This is a genomic window from Microcoleus sp. B6-A1 (assembly GCF_036705085.1).
Classification (GTDB): Bacteria; Cyanobacteriota; Cyanobacteriia; order Cyanobacteriales; family Microcoleaceae; genus Microcoleus.
On sequence record NZ_JAUBTU010000039.1, the window covers coordinates 45,630 to 63,601 of the forward strand.

At 46.1% G+C, this 17,972-nt stretch carries 11 protein-coding genes and 1 pseudogene; 5 read left to right on the top strand and 7 right to left on the bottom strand.

Features of this window, described 5'->3' with window-relative positions; translation table 11 throughout:
* Positions 1 to 293 precede the first annotated feature (293 nt).
* Both QUB11_RS16345 and QUB11_RS16350 read left to right on the top strand, forming a co-directional pair.
* Complete coding sequence (locus QUB11_RS16345; RefSeq protein WP_333198955.1) at positions 294 to 1,031, top strand: DUF2993 domain-containing protein; 738 nt, start codon at positions 294 to 296, stop codon at positions 1,029 to 1,031.
* Between the two features lie 234 nt (positions 1,032 to 1,265).
* Positions 1,266 to 1,850, top strand: a complete 585-nt coding sequence (locus QUB11_RS16350; RefSeq protein WP_333198957.1) for a DUF6658 family protein — start codon at positions 1,266 to 1,268, stop codon at positions 1,848 to 1,850.
* 378 nt (positions 1,851 to 2,228) lie between these two features.
* Here QUB11_RS16350 and psb35 read toward each other — a convergent pair whose 3' ends face one another.
* On the bottom strand, positions 2,229 to 2,423 hold the full coding sequence (gene psb35, locus QUB11_RS16355) for a photosystem II assembly protein Psb35 (protein WP_333198959.1): 195 nt from the start codon (positions 2,421 to 2,423) through the stop codon (positions 2,229 to 2,231).
* A 137-nt stretch (positions 2,424 to 2,560) separates the two neighbouring features.
* Here psb35 and QUB11_RS16360 point away from each other — a divergent pair, with 137 nt between their 5' ends.
* Positions 2,561 to 5,575 (top strand): glycerol-3-phosphate acyltransferase, encoded by a 3,015-nt coding sequence (locus QUB11_RS16360; RefSeq protein ID WP_333198961.1) that lies wholly within the window; start codon positions 2,561 to 2,563, stop codon positions 5,573 to 5,575.
* A gap of 130 nt (positions 5,576 to 5,705) precedes the next feature.
* Here the strand turns inward: QUB11_RS16360 and QUB11_RS16365 are convergent, their stop codons facing one another.
* Positions 5,706 to 7,436, bottom strand: coding sequence for a phosphatase PAP2 family protein (locus tag QUB11_RS16365; RefSeq protein ID WP_333198963.1), 1,731 nt, complete (start codon positions 7,434 to 7,436; stop codon positions 5,706 to 5,708).
* 704 nt (positions 7,437 to 8,140) lie between these two features.
* Here QUB11_RS16365 and QUB11_RS16370 point away from each other — a divergent pair.
* A pseudogene (locus QUB11_RS16370) lies at positions 8,141 to 8,899 on the top strand (transposase).
* A 133-nt stretch (positions 8,900 to 9,032) separates the two neighbouring features.
* Here QUB11_RS16370 and QUB11_RS16375 read toward each other — a convergent pair.
* The 3 genes from QUB11_RS16375 to QUB11_RS16385 form a co-directional block, all read right to left on the bottom strand.
* Entirely contained in the window at positions 9,033 to 10,253 is a 1,221-nt protein-coding gene (locus QUB11_RS16375; protein WP_333198966.1) for an ABC transporter permease, read from the bottom strand.
* 137 nt (positions 10,254 to 10,390) lie between these two features.
* Complete coding sequence (locus QUB11_RS16380) at positions 10,391 to 11,608, bottom strand: ABC transporter permease (RefSeq protein ID WP_333198969.1); 1,218 nt, start codon at positions 11,606 to 11,608, stop codon at positions 10,391 to 10,393.
* 368 nt (positions 11,609 to 11,976) lie between these two features.
* Positions 11,977 to 13,845 (bottom strand): efflux RND transporter periplasmic adaptor subunit, encoded by a 1,869-nt coding sequence (locus tag QUB11_RS16385; protein ID WP_333198971.1) that lies wholly within the window; start codon positions 13,843 to 13,845, stop codon positions 11,977 to 11,979.
* 570 nt (positions 13,846 to 14,415) lie between these two features.
* Here QUB11_RS16385 and QUB11_RS16390 point away from each other — a divergent pair.
* Positions 14,416 to 14,826: a hypothetical protein gene (locus QUB11_RS16390; protein WP_333198974.1), complete on the top strand. Its 411-nt coding sequence runs from the start codon at positions 14,416 to 14,418 to the stop codon at positions 14,824 to 14,826.
* An 11-nt stretch (positions 14,827 to 14,837) separates the two neighbouring features.
* Here QUB11_RS16390 and QUB11_RS16395 read toward each other — a convergent pair whose 3' ends face one another.
* A complete protein-coding gene (locus QUB11_RS16395) occupies positions 14,838 to 15,848 on the bottom strand; it encodes an ABC transporter permease (RefSeq protein ID WP_333198977.1) in 1,011 nt (336 codons plus the stop codon).
* Between the two features lie 237 nt (positions 15,849 to 16,085).
* Positions 16,086 to 17,744 (bottom strand): ABC transporter substrate-binding protein, encoded by a 1,659-nt coding sequence (locus QUB11_RS16400; protein ID WP_333198979.1) that lies wholly within the window; start codon positions 17,742 to 17,744, stop codon positions 16,086 to 16,088.
* Positions 17,745 to 17,972: the final 228 nt, after the last annotated feature.

Here is a 17,972-nt window from a genome sequence, read left to right on the forward strand (position 1 = left end):
TTTAGATTAAAGAATTGAAGCATTGACTTGCGCGAGATCAATACGTTCGGCAAGTTTCATCGGATACAGGTTTTTTATTTCTGGACGGATGAATCACGTGGCGGGTATCCTGGATGCTTGATTGTCAATGTAGAGTGCGCCGAAGAGTACCTGATTAATTTTAGCAATTTGCTGGAAACCCTCTGTCTTTGGCTAAGTTTTTTTCAGACGAGAAACCTGCCGAGAGGAAGACGCATACTTTATTAAGTATTAACTACTATTTTTAAACAATAATATTATTAGGAATTCTGAGCGTGCTTCAACAAAATAGAAGTTTAGGGGAACAGGCGATCGACAAAGTGGCAGAGATTGCTATTGCTAGCAAATTAGACGAATCAGAAACTTTGTCTGTCACAGTCAACACCGATCCGATCCAGCTAGCCCAGGGTTCAGTAGAGGCGGTTGCCGTTGAGGGCACAGGGTTGGTAATGCAACAAGATTTGCGCGTGGAAGATTTGCAAATTCACATAAAGGATATTGCTGTCAATCCCCTCACCGCTATGTTTGGCAAAATTGAACTGAACGGGCCTGCCTTCGGTGCGGCGCGCGCTGTTTTAACAGAAAGCGATATCAACCGCGCTTTTAATTCCGAATACATCAGCAGGAAACTGAAAAACTTAAAAGTTACTGTTGACGGACAACAGCAGACAATAGACGTTAAAACTATTGAGTGCCAATTGCTAGCCGGAAAAATCGCTTTAAATGCTGAGGTATTGGTGCAGGAAACTGCCTCAACTGAAAAAATTTATTTTACATCAAAACCTCAGATCGCAGCGGGCGGTTGGGCAATTTCTCTTCAGGATGTCGAGTATCCCGAAAACAAGGAATTTTCGCCGGACTTAACTGAAGCTTTGGCGGACAAAGCTGGTGAAGTTTTAAACTTGCGAAATTTTGAACTTGAGGGAATGTCCCTGCGAATTCAGCAGCTAAATGTGGAAGCTGGTTTGCTGACTTTGCAAGCTGAAGCGAAAGTCGAAAAATTCCCTAATTAAGAGCTTGTAGGGTGTGTCAGAAACAAAAAATCTCTTCAATTCCAGCAACTATTGGAACTGGCGCACCCTACCATTATGCTTTGCTTGGGCAAAATCTCCGCAGTTTATGAAATCCCTCTAAAGTTATAAAAAAGTCGATAGCAACCCGCAGCAAAATATCACCGCCGTTAGAGGCACGCATGGGGAGTTTACTTTTACTCTTGACAAGTAGTAGTAAAAAATCGGGAAATTTTTGTGAACACTGTAACTGCTTTTTTTAAAAGACTGCGTATCGGTCAATTTTTGACTCAATTTTTGACTGTATTTATGGCAGGTGTGCTGCTGTTTACCAGCACCGCTTGTAATCCCGGCGATGTTCGAGGTGCTCGGCCAGAGAATCCTCCCGTTCAAATGGGAGGAATGAATAACCCTCACAAGGCCGGTGGAGATGGATACACGAATTATCAAATGTCTACTGACCCTAAAGTCAATCAATCGCCTGCTAAAGCAGAAAAGAATCGGGCTGATTTGTCGATTGTAGGCGATCGTCTCCTGGCCTCGACTACCGCTGAATCTAATTCCTCAAAGCTGCTTTATCCGGGTTCTGCACCGATGGAAACTGACAAGTTCGACCTCGAACTCGGCGGAGATAAAACTCTGTTAGAAGCGCCAGACGGACAGCCGGCTAAGGCTCAACCCGTATTCGATCGCAGCGATCCCGATGCCAATATTTTAGAGAGAGTAGGCGCCGCTGTTAAGGATGCTTCTGCTTTCCTGAAAGATAGCGCTGAAGATGCCAAGGAAAGCTCGGTGACGAAACTCAATCCGCTGCAAAAATAAGCTAGCAGAACTTGCGCGGTATCGCCGATTTGTAGGGGCTTTTTCAGAATTGCCCCTACACTATATTCACAAGACTTAGGCAGAAATTCTATATCTGTCTTGAACGGAGAATCTCTAGGTGCGCTGGACGCACCTTACGCTATATATATCGTCTAAAACTACTTTTTAGCCTTAGTCCTGTATATGTAGGGTGCTTAGGGGCGCACCTTATTGTAGATTTTAGATTGGGGATTTGAGATTTATAGGACTTGCGCCAAAAATGGAAAGGTGAACCCTTGAAATTGCCGCGCTCTGGCTAGCAATGACAACTGGTAATGACCGAGTTTTCTCATTAATAATGCACAAGTCCTGCTTTTATTCCTCTAAAGAAACTTTGTTTTATTTACGTTTCGAGTCAGAAACATCAGCAATCAAATCGTCTTTATCAACTTTCGGTACAAAATCAGGGCGTTCTTTGGATTCCCAACCGGGGGGACGCTTGGAGTTGTACCAGGCGATCGAGCCGATCGTAACTGCGGCAATAAAGCCAGCGACAAGAACTGCTATTGGGGTCGTCAAGCTGACATCTGTCATGATAGTTAAATCCTTATCTACTCTACTTTTATATTATCTTAAGTGTTAATGCCGTCTGGTTGATATATCGGAAGACAGAAAAATTGACATAATTGCCGTCATAATGTTTAGAGCGTGAAAATAGGAGAGCAGATTTTATGCCGTTGGGGACAATAGCATGGCTGTTGGCTGCTAGTTTCAGTCTGGGTGCTTTACCGCTAACGGGATGGGCGGTGCGAGTGTTTAGCCGCCGAGATTTGAGGGCGCTGGGCACGGGGAATGTGGGTGTGTCTGCTGCTTTCATTCACGGGGGGAAACTAGCGGGAATTGCTGCGGTGTTGGCGGAAATTGCCAGGGGTATTTTGCCGGTTTTGGCGGGGCGATTTTACTTCCCGGATGCACCTGCGATCGCGATCGCCCTGTTAATTCCTCTAGTTGCAGGCAGATATGCGATCGCCCGAGGTGGAGGCGTGACCAACGCTGTTTGGGGTCTTTTGGTATTTTCGCCGCCGGTGGCTGTTTCATCGGGCATTTGGGGGCTGCTGGTGTGGGGTTTGGCACAGCGGTGGTGGGGTGAGGGCGATCGGGCGAGACTCTTTGCTTCCCGTTGCGGGTGTCTGTGCACGCCAATTTGGGTTTGGGTGTGGCGACAATCAATGCCCGAATTTTTAGCAGCAGCAGGATTAGCTTTGTTGTTAGCAGCAATTAATTTCAGTCAAGGTGATGATATGGCTTTATCTAAATCAGATCAATTGTTTTCTCTTGATGACTCGTTAGATGCTGCAATCTGCGGCGATAAAGCTGCTAAATTGTCTCAACTCAAACGAGCCGGGTTTAATGTACCCTCTGGTTGGATATTATCACAAGAAGCGGGCATCGGGCATCGAGGAAATAGTGAGGAATTGTCAATTCCTAATTCTTTAATCGAAAATCTAAAATCCAAAATCCAAAATCGAATGATTGTGCGTTCTTCTGCTGCGGGAGAAGATGGCGATACGAGTTCGGCCGCCGGACAATATCAAACTATTGGCCCTGTTTTCACTGAAGCAGAATTACTCGACGGCATTAATCGCTGCCGCCAGTCTTATTGGACTTCCGAAGCTGTGGCTTATCGCCGACAGCGACAATTGCCCGACACCCAAATGGCTGTATTAATTCAGCCTTATATTGACAGCGAATTGGCGGGAGTCATGTTCAGCCGCAATCCTTTAGATGGTGGTTCCCAGGTAATTATAGAAGCTTTACCGGGAGGAGCAGAATCTGTTGTCGGCGGCCAATGTACTCCGGTTCATTTAGAAATTGATTTTAGTAAACCTGAATCCTTAGAAAAAAAATTAACTGAACTTCAAAGTAATTCAATTATTGCTCAATCGATTTTAGCAGAATTGGTGAAACAAGCCCAAGCGATTGAAGCATTTTTTCACGGAATTCCGCAGGATATTGAGTGGAGTTGGGACGGGGAAAAAGTTTGGATTTTGCAAAGCCGCCCAATTACTAATTTGCAGCCTTTTTGGACGCGTACTATTGCAGCGGAAGTGATTCCCGGTGCAATTCGTCCGCTAACTTGGTCGATTAATCGGCCGCTGACTTGCGGCGTTTGGGGAGAAATATTCAAGGTGGTTTTGGGCGATCGCGCGATCGGCTTAAACTTTAATGAAACGGCAACTTTGCTCGGTTCTCACGCCTATTTTAATGCGACTTTGTTGGGCGAAATTTTTCGGATGATGGGATTGCCGGAGCAGGGTTTGGAATTTTTGCTCAGAGGGCAAAAAATGGGCAAGCCGCCTTTGGGGAAGATTTTGCCTTCTTTGCCTGGGTTGTGGCGTCTGGTGCAGCGAGAGAGGGCGCTCAATGCAGAATTTAAGGGCGATCGTAGTTCTATTTTCCTCCCGGCACTGCAAAGTCTGGAGAAGGCCGGCACGACACGGATTTTGACACGGATACACGGATTAATTATGGAGGATGAGTCAAAAGGAATATTAATGCCCAATGCCCAATGCCCAATGCCCAATGCCCAATGCCCAATGCCCAATGCCCAATGCCCAATGCCCAATTATCAATATTTAACGGAATTGTTGGAGAGAGCGGAGCAAATTCAGGAGTGGCTGAAACCGATTACTTACTACAATATATTAGGGCCGATCGGGCTGGCTATTCGCAAGGCAATTTTTCGCGTTGATGATGACTGGCTTGCTAATGACAGCGCTCCTGAAATTGCTTCGGTGCGAGCTTTACAGCAGTTGGCTCAGAAATTGCGGCAAGCTGCTGTTTCCCAGCCTGACGAAACTGGTTCAGTCGCAGATTTAGCACAGACATTTGCGGCAACTCCGGCTTTACAAGCCGACTTTGAAAAGTGGCTTGATATTTACGGATATTTGAGCGAGGTGGGGACGGATATTGCTGTTCCTACTTGGCGAGAACAACCGGAAGTTTATCAAAAGTTGCTAATAAATATGGCTCAAAAAGGCGCAACAAATTTAGTTGAAAAGCGTGAAAGAGGATTGACTTTTTCGCAGAAGTGGCGATTAGATAAATGTCAAGAAAGAGCGCTTGTCAAAAACGAAATTAGCGAAATTTACGCGCGGTTGTTGGCTCATTTACGGTGGACTTTTTTGGAGATTGAAGCTTGCGGATTGGCAATGCAGGTGTTTCACGAAAGCGGGGATATTTTTTATCTGGAATTTGGGGAAATTCAGCAGTGGATTCGTAGCGGCGCGAGTGTTTCTTTTCAGGATACAATTAGCCAAAGGCGCGATCGCCTGGTAGCCGATCGCGATCGTCCGATTCCCCCTGTTGTCTACGGCAATTTGCTGCCAAATTCTCAGACAAGGGCGATCGACTCCGCAACATCGGAAACTAATATCATCCAGGGAATTCCCGCAAGTATTGGCCGTGTCGAAGGCTTTGTCAAGATTTGCCGCACCGCGAGCACGGATTTAGGAGAAAATGCGATCGCAGTAGTCCCATACACCGATGCAGGTTGGGCACCGCTGCTATTAGGAGCAACAGCAATTATCGCCGAAGTTGGCGGCCAACTATCTCACGGAGCAATTATCGCTCGCGAGTACAAAATTCCCGCAGTTATGAATATTTCTGAAGCTACAACTCGCTTGCGAGACGGTCAAAAAGTCCGAGTAGATGGCTATCTCGGCACTGTGGAATTGCTGGAATAATTAGGAACAGGCAAGATGCCTGTTCCACAATAAAATTGAGTTTTGTGGAACGGGCATCTTGCCCGTTCCTAAAAAGATTATTGAAAATGGTGCAACATCTCAGCAATCTTGTAAACCCGCCCCAACTTTCCTAGGCTGTTAAGAAATTCTGGACAACATAATTCCCCACATTTCTACCCACACTTAAACCATTTACGTTAGCACTCATGAAATGAATGCCTCCGTAAATGCGACTCAGGCCCGATTCGTCGGCCGCTTCGCTGAAGTTTTGATAGGTTCGCAAAGTGTTGACAGATGGATCACCCCGATCAGCAAAGCCGTAATCCGAACCAAATACAGAACTCATAACAGGATCTGCCGCACCGCTAAAGGTACTGTGGCCCGACGTGTACTCAGGGAACGGTGGAGTAGTTAGCAGCGGAGTCCACAGGGGGTCGGCTGTCGTTTCGGGATTGTTGTCTGTGTCAGCTTGGCGGATAGCTGTCACCGGCCGCCATAAATTGTACTGGTACTTGGCATCCCAGCAACTAATAGCTGCATCGGCGAGAGCAATATTCAGCAGGGCGAACAAGCGGGCGCTATCTTCTAAGGATTGACCAGTGAGATTCGCTGTTTCTTCGGCGATTTGGTTCCAGTGACCCGGAGGGGTAAACGTCCCAGCGCCGTTGGCCCAGAATTTGGCGATCACAGTTTGGTCTGCGGTGCGCGTAAGACTGTCACTTTTGCCGATTTCTTGGACGTAGTTAACTTCCTCTGCGTACTGCGCGCTGTCAAGGGCGGGCGGGGCGACCGGGCGGAACTGAGAACCGCTAGTCATGGCAAAGGGAGTAACTTCTGCCCACTGTGGTGCCAGCGCGGGGGCAAGGGCGGGGGGAGTCGGCACCCAACTGCCAAGGTTGGTTGAGGGGGTGTACTGCACTACTTTTGTGATGCCGTCTGTACTCCGCGAACTGATAATTTGGTCAGCAACTTGCTGTCCGAGGGCAATCCCGTCTTCTTTAGCTTTGCCATCGGTAATTTTAGCTAAAGACGATGCGTATACTTCGTTGAATGTGGCTGCTTGCGCTGGGTAGACGCTGACTAAGACGCGATGGGCGGCTGCGGCGGTGGCAGCTTCTGCTGATGTGCCTGCTGGTGCATCTATGTTGACCTGGTAAGGGCTGTATTTTTTGCTGATCGAGTTAACAGCATCGTAAATGGCTGCGTGAACCATTGCCATGTTGCGGGAGGCGAGGGGAGGCGCGGTGTTGGCTGTCCGCACTGCATTCAGCATGACTCCGTTCCACTCAATGACAGGGTTTCCCGATAGCTGATTTGTGAATTGGTCGCGGTTGATTGTGTTGCTGTTGACTCCTTGCAATACTACTAAATACTCGCCCGTTAGTTTGTCTTGAATTACGGTGCTGTTGCTGTTGACTCCGGTGCCTTGCTGGATGTTTAAATCTTCAAAGGTGAGGCCATCTAGCAATCGAATTTTGTCATTGCCGTTGCCGAAGTCGGCGATGTAGTCGGCTGTTGCTACAGTTGGGCCACCGCTGCCTTTAGCAATGGCAAATATATCATCGCCTGTGCCGCCGCTCACGGTATCGCTACCTGCGCCTGCATAGATGATATCGTTGCCGGCATCGCCACCAATTAGGTCGCTGCCTTTGCCTCCCCAGAGAATGTCGTCGTCTGCACCGCCAATGATAGTATCGTTACCTTGGTCGCCGCAGATTTTGTCTTTGCCGACATCGCCTTCGAGATAGTCGTCTCCGCTGTTGGCATAAATTATGTCGTTGCCATCCAAAGCGTTAAATATGTCTGGTTGGGTGGTTCCTTCGAGATAGTCAAATTGAGGACTATGGGTCAGGGATGCCATGTTGATTTATTGGATATTTTGATTAAAGCGCATAGATTCCTACTGTCAGTAGATGCTTAAGTCTGTTTACCCCAGATTTAATATTATTAAACTTTGTTGTTCGTAAGCAAACGCCACAATAAAGGTTTATTAAATCTTTAACATTTAATGGGTTTTTGATGAACTTTTGCGCTGTAAATGTAATTCAAAATACTATTTACAAAAGTTCATCAAACAGCCTTGGTAACAAGTTAGAAAGTAGTAGATTCTGTCAATACTCCTTTGTGCATAAATATAATTGGATAATGATAATTCAACAAAAGGAGTAGATTCTGTCAATACCCCTTTGTGCATAAATATAATTGGATAATAATGATCATCAAACAAGGGGTAAGGGTGGGAGAGTCCGCCTGTGGCAGACTCTCCCACGCAAGGGCGCGATTATCATTATTAATAAGTTGTTGGCTCGATTGGCGTGGCACTGCGATCGATAACAGTGGCGGGCGATCGATAACAGTGGCGGGCGATCGATAACAGTGGCGGGCGATCGATCCCGGGTTGCACCACAAGTGTACTTTCGAGCGTCGGGGCGAGGACGATCGATTGCGAGAGTTGGTACGATCGAACGATATAATTGACAAATAATTGAGCGATTGTGTAGGTCAGTAAATATGGCTAAGAGTCAAAAGACCAACCGATCCCACGCCAAAAAAACCACAAGACCGATGGTGGAAGATGATGCGATTGCCTCGCAACTATCGGCATTACTAACACCAGCCATCACCTCACAAGAAAATTACTACCGTCAACCGGGTTTACGAGCCAGAATTCTTAACCTACCCTTGATGGTAGCAGCAGTATTAACTTTGCTGTGGCGAGAGGTAGCCGGAGTAACAGAACTCACAAGAATGTTAGCAAGATAAGGCTTTTTGTGGTGCCGACCCACGACAGTTACTCAACAAGCCATGTCGATAGAGATTTTTAAGTTTTCCTGCCTCCTTAAGCGTACTTGAACCTCAAGTTTTACCACCCTACGTTGTGGCAGATTTATATCGCAGGCGCTGGAGGATTGAAGAAGCTTTCAATACCGTAAAAAGGCTGTTGGGATTAAGTTATTTGTGGACGGGTTCTCTCAATGGCGTTCAGCTTCAAATTTGGGGAACTTGGATATTTTATGCAATCTTGGTCGATTTAGGTAATGCCGTTGCTGACCAACTCTCTTTACCAATAGATTCGATTTCATTAGAGATGATTTACCGGGGTCTTTACCATTTTTATGTAGCCCGCCAACAAGGAAAGGCAACTGACCCGATGGAGTATTTCGCCTTGAAGAGAAAATCGGGATTTAGGTATTGTTAAATCTCAACGAAAGCCCAATGTTAAGTTAATTGTTGCACATGAGCCCCGATCGACAGCGAGGCTCCGATCGATATTTCTTTGAGATATCTTCTCAAACCCCCTTGACAACTGCCATACAGGCTTAACTTGTTACCAATGCTCAAACAGTGCAACTTTGTTAAATCTTTACAAAAAAATACTTTTTTAAAATTTTTATATAACCCATATTCCGATATCATAAAATGAGCGTATTTTGTAACCAAGGTAAGTAGATATTTATTAAGCACTCCTCAAAGCTGCGATCGGGTCGAGTTTTGCCGCTTGGCGGGCGGGGACAACGCCGAAGAATAGGCCAACTGCACCGGATACACTGACCGCAAGGGCGATCGCCACGGGTGATATTCCAGCTTGCAAGGGCGTGAAATTACCTACAATCAAGATACCACCCACACCTACGCAAGTACCGACTATCCCTCCGGCGGCTGATAAAATTACAGCTTCGACAATAAATTGAAATAAGATATCTTGTTGAGATGCGCCGATCGCCTTTCTGAGCCCAATTTCCTGAGTGCGTTCGCTAACAGACACAAGCATAATGTTCATAATCCCAATGCCACCGACTAATAGGGAAATGCTGGCAACAGCAGTTAACATCAGAGTCAAAGCGCCGGAAATTGCCCCCATTCTTGCCATTAAATCTTTCTGATTTCTGACAGTAAAATCATCTTCGGTAGTAATTTTGTGCCGCAATCTCAGCAGGTTTTCTACCTGAAATTGCGCCGCGTCCATTTGCGATTCATCTTTAATCGAAATAAATATCGATGTGACAGCCAAACCGTAGGGAGATGTGCGCCCGACAATGCGATTGGCCATTGTGGCGATCGGCACAGCGGCGGAATTATCAAAATTCGTACCAAAAGATGTGCCTTTGGGCGCCAATACTCCAATTACTTTGAGGCTGACATTTTTAATCCGCACCTGTTCGCCCAAGGGATTTGTATTGCCAAAAAGTTTCTCGGCCAATTCTGAACCGAGCACCACAACTTGGTTACTTTGCTTAACATCAAGTTCGGTCAAAAACCGCCCTTTTGCCATTTCAAAGCTTCTAACTTCTAGAAACTCTGGAATTGTGCCGAAAATTAGAGACGAAACATTTTTGTTGCTGTAGCGAACAATCTCTGAACTGTTAAGTTCTGCTGACACGCCTTGAACGGAAGGGACTTGAGTTGCGATCGCCTTTGCGTCTGGCAATACGAGAGTTTGAGGCGCACTTGAGATGGTACTTCGCCTAGCGTTCGGTACTCCAGGCCTCACGATTAATACGTTTGTACCCAGGGATTGAACTTGTCCTGCTACAAATTTTTGAGCTCCTTCTCCAATTCCAATCATGGCAATTACTGAGGCGTTGCCGACAATCATGCCGATCATGGTTAAACTGCTGCGAGTTTTGTTGGCTAGTAGCGTTTGACCGGCCATTTTGACGCTTTCAATAAAATTCATACTTTGGGGAATTGGGAATTGGGAATTGAGAATTGGGCATCGGGCATCGGGCATTGGTAATTGAAACCAACAAATAACCAATGACTAATGACTAATGACTAATGACTAATGACTAATGACTAATGACTAATGACTTCTTAAGCACTTCTCAATGCCACAATCGGATCTAGTTTAGCCGCTTGTTTTGCAGGTACAATGCCGAAGAATAAGCCGATGCTGCCGGAAACACCTACTGCAAGTGCGATCGCCACTGGGGAAACGCTAGCTTGCAGGGGAGTAAAAGCAGCTACTAAAAGGACGCCGCCGATACCGAATCCAGTGCCGATCGCCCCGCCTGCCGCTGACAAAATCACAGACTCTATCATAAACTGAATCAGGATATCTTGCTGAGAAGCTCCGATCGCCTTTCTCAATCCAATTTCTTTGGTACGTTCGGTAACAGAAACCAGCATGATATTCATAATCCCGATGCCGCCGACAAACAGCGAGATTGCCGCCACGAAAGCCAACATCAACGTCAAAGCACCAGTAATACTGCCCAAAGTATTCATTAAATCTTTCTGGTTGCGAACAGTAAAATCATCTTCTTTAGTAATTTTATGACGCAACCTGAGCAAATTTTCTATTTGAAACTGGGCCGCTTGCATCATAGTTTCATCTTTGATAGCAACCGAAATAAATGTAACTTTTGTACCGTAGGGAGACGAGCGACCAACAATTCTGTTAGCCATTGTTGTCAGCGGCAAATAAACATTCATATCTTGATTGTCGCCAAAACTTGAGCCTTTCGCCTGCATGACACCAATCACTTGAAAAGTCGAGTTTTTGATGCGAATGTATTGACCAATTGGCTGTGTATTGCCAAACAATTGTTCGGCAGCTTCCGATCCTAAAGCAACCACATTTTCTTGTCTTTCTAAATCTAATTTGTTTAAAAATCGACCTTGGGCAACATCAAAGCTTCTGACTGTCAGAAACTCTGGCGTAGTTCCAACAATAGAAGATGAGACATTTTTGTTGCGGTAGGTAACGAGTTGACTGTCATTGAGAGTTGGTGCGACTTCTTGGACAGAAGCAACTTGAGATGCGATCGCCTCTGCATCTTCCACTACTAAAGTCTGGGGCGGAATCACCGGGCGGCTTTGTGCTTCAGGACTTCCGGGAATAATAAATAGCAAGTTTGAACCCAGAGAATTAACTTGTCCCTCGATAAATGTTTGAGCTCCTTCCCCGATACCGATCATCGAAATGACAGAAGCATTGCCGATGATAATTCCTAACATCGTCAAGGTGCTGCGAAGCTTGTTTGCCATCAAAGTTGTGACAGCCATTTTGACGCTTTCAACAATATCCATAATTCGATTTTAGATTTTGGATTTTAGATTTTCGATTAGGGAATGAGGATTATTCGATTTTAGATTTTAGATTTTAGATTTGGGATTGGATTATTCGATTTTAGATTTTAGATTTTAGATTTGGGATTTGGGATTTGGGATTGGGATTATTGGTGTCAACTTAATATTTAAACCCATAATAAACTCGCTTGTAGCCGAGTCTATATCCCCCTAAATCCCCCTTATTAAGAGGGACTTCGACTGCTCTTGTCCCCCCCTTGTTAAGGGGGGTTAGGGGGGATCTCCGGGTGGGAAAACACCGTAGAGCGATCGAGATAAATAATGCCCCATGCCCCATGCCCCATGCCCCATGCCCCATGCCCTATGACCTATTTCTGATTCTTGATAATATCCTCTAATTTTTTACCTTGAGGAAGTTCGGTAAAAACGCGATCGCCCGCTGCGGCACCCTCTAAAATCTGAATCTTGTTGCCAATAGTCGAGCCCACCGTAACAGGCTTAAACTTCGGCTGCTGTTTCTCATCGGGAACTAGGACACCCGTTTGACCTTTATTAGTCACAATTGCCACCGTCGGCACAACTAAAGCATTGCTCAGCTTTTGACCAACAAATCTCAAATCAACATTCATTCCCGATTGCAGCGACTCTTTGCCCGTATCAATGGCAACTCGCACTTGAAATAGCGTCACATCCCGTTCCTTAACAGCTTCCGGTGCAATTAATTTAACGCGACCTTTAAACACTTTATCGGGATAAGCATCAGCCACTATTTCAACTACTTGACCCGGTTTAATTTGACTGATATCAGCCTCCGGGACTTTCGCCAAAACCTCCACATCTCTAGCTAAAGCGACAATCGATGTCGAAGTTGCCGAAGTAGCTTCCGAGGCAGAAGTTGCGGGAGTTACAAAAGCTCCTTGGATGGCGTATCTTTGGGTAATAATTCCCGCAAAAGGAGCGCGAACTTTCGTATCTTCTAACTGCACTTCTTGAAAGCGGACTTGAGCTTGAGCTTCGGCTAATTCAGCTTTAGCTTGAGCTATTTCTTCCGGTCGAGAACCGTTTTCTTGTGCGGCCAATTGACTTTTGGCTTCAGCAACTGCTGCTTCGGCTTTGGCGATTTCTTCTGGACGGTTGCCGTTTTCTACTTGCGCTAATTTGCTTTTTGCTTCAGCAACTTCTGCTTCGGATTGGGCAATTTCTTCCGAGCGCGTGCCGTTTTGCAATTGGTTCAATGCTTGCTGCTCGACTTGCACAGCAGCTTGCAGTTGCTGAATTTGCGACTCCCGACTTTCTTGCAGTTGTTGCAAGCGTCTTTGAGATTCTATTAATTTAGCTTGGGCAGTACGATTTTCTTTAATTAATTCATCCAGTTTATCTTTAGCCAGAGCACCTTCTTCCACTAGCGGCCGATTGCGTTCTACCCGTTGAGCTGTTAGTTCGGCTTGGGCTTTACTCGAGTCAATTTGCGTTTGTGCTTGGGCAATTTCTTGTTTGACACTGCCGGTTTGAGCATCTGCTAAACGAGCTTGAGCTTGGGCTAAACGAGCTCGCCCTTGGCTGACTTCTTCAACGCGACTGCCGGCTCGCAGTCGCTGTAAGCCAGCTTGAGTTTGCTGCAAGCGGGCTCTGGCTCCTGCAACTTCTTCAACGCGGCTACCGGCTTGGACTTGCGCGAGACTGGCCTCGGCTTGCTCTAAGCGCGCTCGGGCGCTGGCGATGTCTTCCGATCGATTCCCGGCTTCGATTTTGGCGAGTTTGGCTCGCACGCTGGCTTCGCGGGCCTTGGCTTGAGCTAGTTGAGCTTCTACATCGCGGCTTTCCATGCGGGCCACGATTTGTCCTGCTTCGACTCGATCGCCTTGTTCGACAAATAATTCTGCTATGCGCCCGGAGCCTTTAGGGCTGAGATTCACGCGCTGTACGGGCTGCACGGTGCCACTCGACGTGATCCGCACCGTGAGGTTTTGCGCTTCCACCGGCACTGTCATAGTTGCGATCGCATCTACTTTCGGCTGCGATCGACTTTTTGCTATATATATGGTGGTCGGTACAGCTAGCAACCCGGCTGCAACCAACCCAATCGCCCACCGCTGCGGTTTGCGCGCGGGTTTCTTCGGAGACTGCTTTTGGGGCGTTTTGTTATCTGCAATTTTGGTCTCTGCGGCCTTGGTGTCTACAGTCTGAGTATCTTCCACCTTGACCTGAGCAGTTTCCTTTTTAGGGCTAACGATCATACCGACTCACCTAATTTAATCTCAGGATTACCTTAAAGGTAAAATTTTTGCTGATGCTTGGCATCGTCTTTCAGACTCATCCGATCGGGTGATTTATAAAAAGTTCCCCAACCAGCACCTGTAAACAATTATAGCTAATCTTTGCAAGTTATTAAAAAATGTTAAGTTTTTTCAGCCAAAAGAGGTGGATCTAAACAAAATCGCTCCCGGCTGCTGGCAAATAAAAATATATTTTAATAAATAATATCATTTTTGGGAGATCGGGGCGTGCTCCTCAGCAGCAACAAAGGCCGATCGGGCAGCGGGCGATCGACTACAGTAGGTCATTGCGGACTCGTGTTAGCGATCGCAGCGGGATCGGCCAGTGCTAAGCTCGTAACGACACAATCTTAAGACGCTGACTCTCATAAACCCGGGTTCTGCGAGAAATAACAGGTTTGTCCGCGAAGAATCCGCGCAGAAACTCGGTTTCCCAGGTAGCGGTACGTAAATCGTGAATACATATCCGCCCTGTGCCCACAACAGGTTAAAATATTTTTCAAATCCCCTTAAAAATGGAAAATCAAAATAATGAATCGTCCTCAAAGCGTAACAGTTTTGGCAATCTTGCAGCTAATTAGCGGCGTATTCAGTCTGCTTGACGGCTTGTTCATCTTACTTTTTGCCGGCATTTTTGGCGGTCTCGGTGCGGCTGTCGGCGGGGCAAAAGTTGGCACTGTAATTGGCGGCTTCATTGCAATTTTTGCTGGAATTAGTTTTATTTTAGGCCTCCTCTCTTTACTCTTAACTTGGGGTTTGTTTCAACTCAAAAATTGGGCTTGGACGGGAACGTTAATTGTCCATATCATCGCCATCCTGGCGCAAATTGTCAAAATGTTTGGCAGCGGCGGTACAGCAGTCAATTTTTTAACTCTGGGTTTTGCAGTAGCTAGCATTTACTACTTGCTGCGGCCGGATGTTAAACAAGCATTTCGTGTCTGATTTCCTTTTGATTAACGGTACTGAATTCTCGGATCGAAAAAAGCATAGGAAATATCAACCGCCAGATTAATCAGTACAAAAGTTACAGCCACAAAAATTACTCCTCCTTGGACAATTGGGTAATCCCGCGTCAGAATACCGCTATAAATCCAAGAACCAATTCCCGGCCACGAGAAAATCGTTTCAGTCAGAATAGCGCCCCCTAAAAGAGTGCCGAACTGCAAACCGATAGTTGTGACGATCGGCAAAAACGCATTTTTTAAAGCGTGTTTCAAAATCACCCAATATTCCGGCAATCCCTTCGCCCTCGCAGTGCGGATGTAATCTTGAGAAAGCACTTCCAGCATCGCAGAACGAGTGATGCGAGCTATAATAGCCAGAGGAATAGTTCCTAAAGTCAAAGCTGGCAGGATTAAATGGGCGATCGCATCCCGCAAAGCCACCACATCCCATCTCAGCAACGAATCCAAAACATAAATACCCGTAATCGACTTAAAACCAAACCCCAAATCTACACTAATGCGCCCGCTAGGAGGCAGCCATTTCAGATAAACCGCAAACAAATAAATCAACATCAATCCCAACCAATACACCGGCAAAGATACGCCAATTAACGAACCACTCATCGCAAGATTGTCCAGCCAGCTATTTTTCCGAACAGCCGCCAAAATCCCGGCCGGAATTCCGATAACAAGTGCCACCAACATCGCCACCACAGACAGTTCAAAAGTAGCAGGCCAGCGACTTATAATTTCATCAATTATCGGAATACCGCTAATAATACTATTTCCCAAATCCAAGCGCAGCAAACTCCATAAAAACGCCAAATATTGCAAAGGTAAAGGCTGATTCAGACCTAATTTGGATCTCAAGATTTCTACCTGTTCGGGAGTTCCCCGTTCTCCCAAAAGCACTGTAGCTGGGTCTCCTGGTATCAAATGCAAAAATATAAATACTAGCAGAGTGATTCCGAACAGGACTGGCAATAGTCCCAGCAAACGTTTAATAATGTAATTAATCATTTTTTTAATAGAGATTCGCTCTGCTCGGATTTGGCTGCATTTTCACATATCGTTATATGGTTGGTAGGGCCTGGTTTTACGAAAAATATTTGTAGTAACGAAGGATATGGATAAACCCGCCTTTTATTAGGGAACCGCGAAGAGAAGAGGGCGGGTTTATGAATCTACTAAATTATTTCATATATTTCTCGTAAAACCCGCCCCTACACCAATATATGCAGGTAAAACCCGCCGTTTTCAAGACTTACTAACATCCTCAAAAGACTCCGATCCCAAAGGACTCGGAATCCAACCTTGAATATTCTTGCGTTTCCCTAAAAGCGGCTGCGAATGTACGATCGGCAAACGCACAGCTTCCCCATGCAAAATCTCGCTAACTTCCGCATAAATTTTCGCCCTAGCTGCTTTATCGCCACTCGCCCTCCCCCGATCCAAAAGTTCCAGAACTTTCGGATTTTTCCAATTTCCCAAATCCGCCGTCGAACCCGGCCCGAAGTGAGGATAATAAAAATTGTCTGGATCGCCATAATCGCCCGTCCAACCCAACATAAAAGCTTGAAAGCCGGGAGGTTTAAGCCGATCGGCTAAATAAGCAGACCAATCCTTTGTCAGCAATTTTACCCGAATCCCGATCGCGCTCAAATCCGCCGCCAAAGCCTCAGCAATCGGCTTCGGCGTGGGAAAATAGGGACGACTGACGGGCATATACCACAAATCCAAATCAAAACCGTTCGGATAACCGGCTTTCGCGAGCATTGCTTTAGCTTGCTGCGGGTTAAATTCATAATCTTTAACTTGATCGGACGCCGCCCAATTCAGCGCAGGCGGGAGAAATTGCGAATCATGTTTTCCGAGTTCTCCCCAGAAAGCTTGAACTATTGCTGGCTTGTTAATTGTTTGGGCGATCGCCCGCCTGACTTCTGGTTTTGACAAAGGTTCGTAACTCGGATTTAAGGCTAAATAACCGACATTAAAAGAAGGTCGCACAACAGCTTCTAAATTAGGATCTCCCTGAACTTCTTGCAATTGATCCGGCGTTAAATCCACAGTAAAATCAAGTTGTCCTGCTCGCAACTGAGCCAGTCTCGCCGCCGGATCATCAACAAAACGAATTACCAATTGATTGACTTTTGGCGTGCCAGTTTTCCAATAATTCGGATTTTTCTCCAAAACAATGCGATCGCCCGATCGCCATTCCTGAAACACAAAAGGCCCCGTACCCACCGCCAGCGACCCCGGAGTGCCGTATTTAGAACCCGCTTTTTTCACCGCCGCCGGACTCGCCATCCCGAAATAAGCGGAACCTATCGCCGAGGGAAAAGCAGCAAAAGGTCGATTCAAAACAAATTTAATTGTAGACTTATCAACAACCGCCACATCTTTTACTAAAGAATCTTTTTCTCCCTTAAACCCGCCAAAAAGATTTTTCCAAATCGGATAATTCTTGCCCGCTTCTCGAAAACCGTTAGGATTTTTCGCATCCCACCAGCGATCCACATTAAACTTAACAGCTGCCGCGTCAAAATCCGTACCGTCGTGAAACTTTACCCCGGAACGCAACTTAAAAGTCCAAGTTTTACCATCTTTAGAACTTGACCATTCAGTAGCCAGACTCGGTTCAAGTTCCACAGTTCCCGGTTTGAAATCAGTCAAGCGATTGTAAATCTGGTCGATAACAATCACCGAATTGCCATCAGTAATATTTCCCGGTTCCAGATTGATCGGCGGCCCACCAGCACCGTAAACTAAAGCCCCAGCCGGAACCGCAGCAGGAGTTGGCGGAGTTGGAGAATTATTGCTAACCGTGTTTGAGGGAGTGCCGCAATTTGATAAAATTACAGCCATCCCAAAAACTATACTTAATAAAACTAAACGCCAGGGTTTTAACAATCTCATTTCAATATTTCCCGTTTCAAGTAAATTAAACTCATATCAATAAATTTCTACTTTGCTCTTTCTCTCCCCTCTTTGGTCTCTGCGTTCGGGAGCATCTCATATTTGTAAAAACACTTCTTCTGGCTCCTTCCTTCTTCCTTCTTCCTTCTGACTCTTTTCTCCTGGCTCCTGACTCCTGACTCCTAACTCGAATTTCTAGCGGAGGGCGGCTTTCATTGAGATGCTCTC